A 3,188-nucleotide genomic window follows, 5' to 3' on the forward strand; every position below is an offset into this window, starting at 1 on the left:
CCAGAGGGTATTTCGCCAGGCGAGGTTGATGGTCTGAACGACCGTTTCGACCTGAGCAACTTCGACGTTGTTCGCCTGGAGATCTACAACCGCAACGGTACTCTGGTCTACTCTCGTGACAACTACACGGACGAGTGGTTCGGCCAGGACAAGAACGGCAACGATCTTCCCGTGGGGACCTATTTCTACAATGTGGTCTACGAGGGCGGCGCCAAGACGAGGACCGCTTGGGTATACATAAACAGATAACAACTAACAGAAACAACCATAGGTGCCCTCCGACCGTTTTCAAGGAGGGCGCCACAAAAGAAATCCAATGAGAAAACTAACATTCATATTCGTTCTGTTGCTGGCACTGCAGGCCTACGGTCAACAGGACCCTCAGTACACGCAGTACATGTACAACATGAACATCGTGAACCCGGCCTATGCGGGCTCTAGGGAGAACCTCTCCTTTGGGGTGCTCTACCGCACCCAATGGGTGGGTGTTGACGATGCCCCGAGGACGGGGACCTTTTTCGGCCACCTCCCGGTCGGGGAAAAGGTAGGGCTCGGCCTATCGGTGATCACCGACCAGATCGGCCCGGTCACTGAGACCAACGCCTATGCCGACTTCTCCTATACCCTTCGCTTGGGCGGGGAGCACAGGCTGGCCTTTGGGATCAAGGCAGGTGCCACCTTCCATGACATCGGGACGGCAGACGTGTTTGTCATCGACCCCAACGACCCGTTCTTCTCCCAGAACGTCAACGAGGTAACGCCCAACATAGGGGCGGGCTTCTTCTACTATACGGACAACTACTACCTGGCGGGATCGGTGCCCAACATCCTGAACTCCGTCCACCTGGACGCCAACGGGTTCGAGCTGGGCTCGGAGACCAGCCACTATTTCATTACCGGTGGGTATGTCTTCCAGCTGTCGCAGAACACCAAGCTAAAGCCCTCGTTTTTGGTCAAGTCGGCCTTTGACGCGCCGACATCGTTCGACCTCAACCTGAACGCGCTCTTCTATGAGAAGTTCGAGATCGGTGCCTCGTACCGATTGGACGATTCCTTCTCTGGGATGGTGAACTTTCTGGTAACGCCGGACATCAGGGTCGGCTATGCCTATGACTCGGTCACCTCGGAGATCAGGGAGATAGGACCGTCCTCGCACGAGTTCTTCGTACTGTTCGACCTGAACTTCCCAAAGCGCGTCTCACGCTCACCAAGATATTTCTAAACCAGTTAAGCTAACAAGATCATGAAAAACATAACAACTATCGTATTAATAGCCCTTGTGAGCGGTTTCAGCTTGACTGCCCAGAACAAGGACACCAAGAAGGCAGACAAGCACTTTGCGCGCTTTGAGTTCGTAGAGGCCGCCAAGGACTACAACAAGCTGGTGGAGAACGGCAAGGCAGATGCCTATGTCTACAGGCAGCTGGCAGAGTCGTACTACAATATTTTCAATACCGTTGAGGCAGAGCGTTGGTACGCCAAGTTCCTTGAGACCTCTGACGACCCAGAGGCGATGCACAAGTATGCAGAGATGCTCAAGTCCAATGGGAAGTTTGAAGAGTCCAATGCCTGGATGGCCAAGTTCGCCAAGGCGCGCCCTGGGGACATCCGTGCCATTGCCTTCAACAAGAACCCAGACTATCTGCCAAAGATTCTGGAAAAGGGCAAGAAGTTCAATGTCCAACCACTGAGCATCAACTCCAGCCAATCAGATTTTGGGGGGACCCTGCAAGATGGGAAACTGTACTTTACATCGGCCAGGAACGACAACCGCAGAAGCTACGGTTGGAACGAGCAACCATTTTTGGACATCTACTCAGCGACCAAGGGCGAGGATGGATCCTACCAGGCCTCAGAGCTGATGAACGACGATATCAATACCAGGTACCATGAGGGACTGGTGGCCTTCTCACCAGATGGCAATACCATGTACTTCTCCAGGGAGAGCTACTTCGAGAAGATGTTCGAGAAGGACCCAAACTCCAACATCCGCTATGGCGTGCTGCACCTGTTCAGGGCCAGCAAGCTGGGTGATGACTGGGACAACGTTGAGGGCTTCGCCATCAACAGCAAGGACTATTCGGTAAAGAACCCTTCGGTGAGCGCGGACGGCAAGACGCTGTACTTTGCCTCTGACATGCCAGGGGGCTACGGGAACTTTGACATCTACAAGGCGGCCATAAACGACGATGGGACCCTTGGGGAGCCAGAGAACCTTGGACAGAAGATCAATACTGAGGGACAGGAGATGTTCCCGTACAGCAGCAGCAACGGAACGCTGTACTTCTCTTCCAATGGCCACTTGGGCCTTGGGGGCATGGACGTGTTCTATACCAAGGAAGTGGACGGAAAGATGGCACCAGTGAGAAACGTTGGGATCCCTGTGAACTCCAATGCCGATGACTTTGCCTTTACCATCGACGAGGAAACAGAGGAAGGGTTTGTGTCCTCCAACCGAGAGGGCGGTTCTGGAAGCGATGACATCTATGCCGTGAAGAAGCTACAACCATTGTGCGATGTGCTGGTGGTTGCAATGGTAACGGATGACAAGACCGGGAACCCGGTTCCAGATGCAACGGTGACCCTTTTTGATGCACAGAACAACAAGATCGTGTCCAAGACCTCGGGCAATGATGGCCGTGTAGAGTTCATCGTGGAGTGCGATACGGACAATGCACTGGAGGCGACCGCCAACGACTATGAGAGCAGGAGGGTATCTGTCGCGGGAACACAGGACGAAGAGGTCGAGGTGCCCATCGCACTGACGCCAATAGAAGAGATCATCCAAGAGGAAAAGGTGGTGCTCAACCCGATATACTTCGACTATGACAAGTCCAACATCACGGCACAGGGTGCCTTTGAGCTGGACAAGCTGGTACAGGTGATGAACAAGTACCCGGACATGGTCATCAGCGTGGAATCGCACACCGACAGCAGGGGATCGGCGTCCTATAACGAGAGGCTCTCGGACAGGCGTGCCAAGACCACTGTGGCCTATGTGGTCTCCAAGGGGATCGACAGCGGCAGGATCTCTGGCGTGGGCAAGGGCGAGAGCGACCCCAAGGAGGACTGTGGCGGCAACTGCAGCGAGCAGCAGCACCAGACCAACAGGAGATCGGACTTCATCATTACCGCTGGTGGACCGGGACAACAATAGAACATCCTAAACCGACTATATCAAAAACCCC

Annotated in this window: 3 protein-coding genes; all 3 read left to right on the top strand. The window is 54.2% G+C overall.

All coding sequences use genetic code 11. The features are described 5' to 3' along the window. A partial coding sequence (locus NCE97_RS15880) for a T9SS type B sorting domain-containing protein (protein WP_353780269.1) occupies positions 1 to 249 on the top strand: 249 nt, incomplete at its 5' end. Between the two features lie 67 nt (positions 250 to 316). Continuing rightward, complete coding sequence (locus tag NCE97_RS15885; protein WP_353780270.1) at positions 317 to 1,222, top strand: PorP/SprF family type IX secretion system membrane protein; 906 nt, start codon at positions 317 to 319, stop codon at positions 1,220 to 1,222. Between the two features lie 21 nt (positions 1,223 to 1,243). Next, positions 1,244 to 3,157, top strand: coding sequence for an OmpA family protein (locus tag NCE97_RS15890; protein ID WP_353780271.1), 1,914 nt, complete (start codon positions 1,244 to 1,246; stop codon positions 3,155 to 3,157). Positions 3,158 to 3,188: the final 31 nt, after the last annotated feature.

It is taken from the genome of Winogradskyella sp. 3972H.M.0a.05 (assembly GCF_040493455.1).
Classification (GTDB): domain Bacteria; phylum Bacteroidota; class Bacteroidia; order Flavobacteriales; family Flavobacteriaceae; genus Microcosmobacter.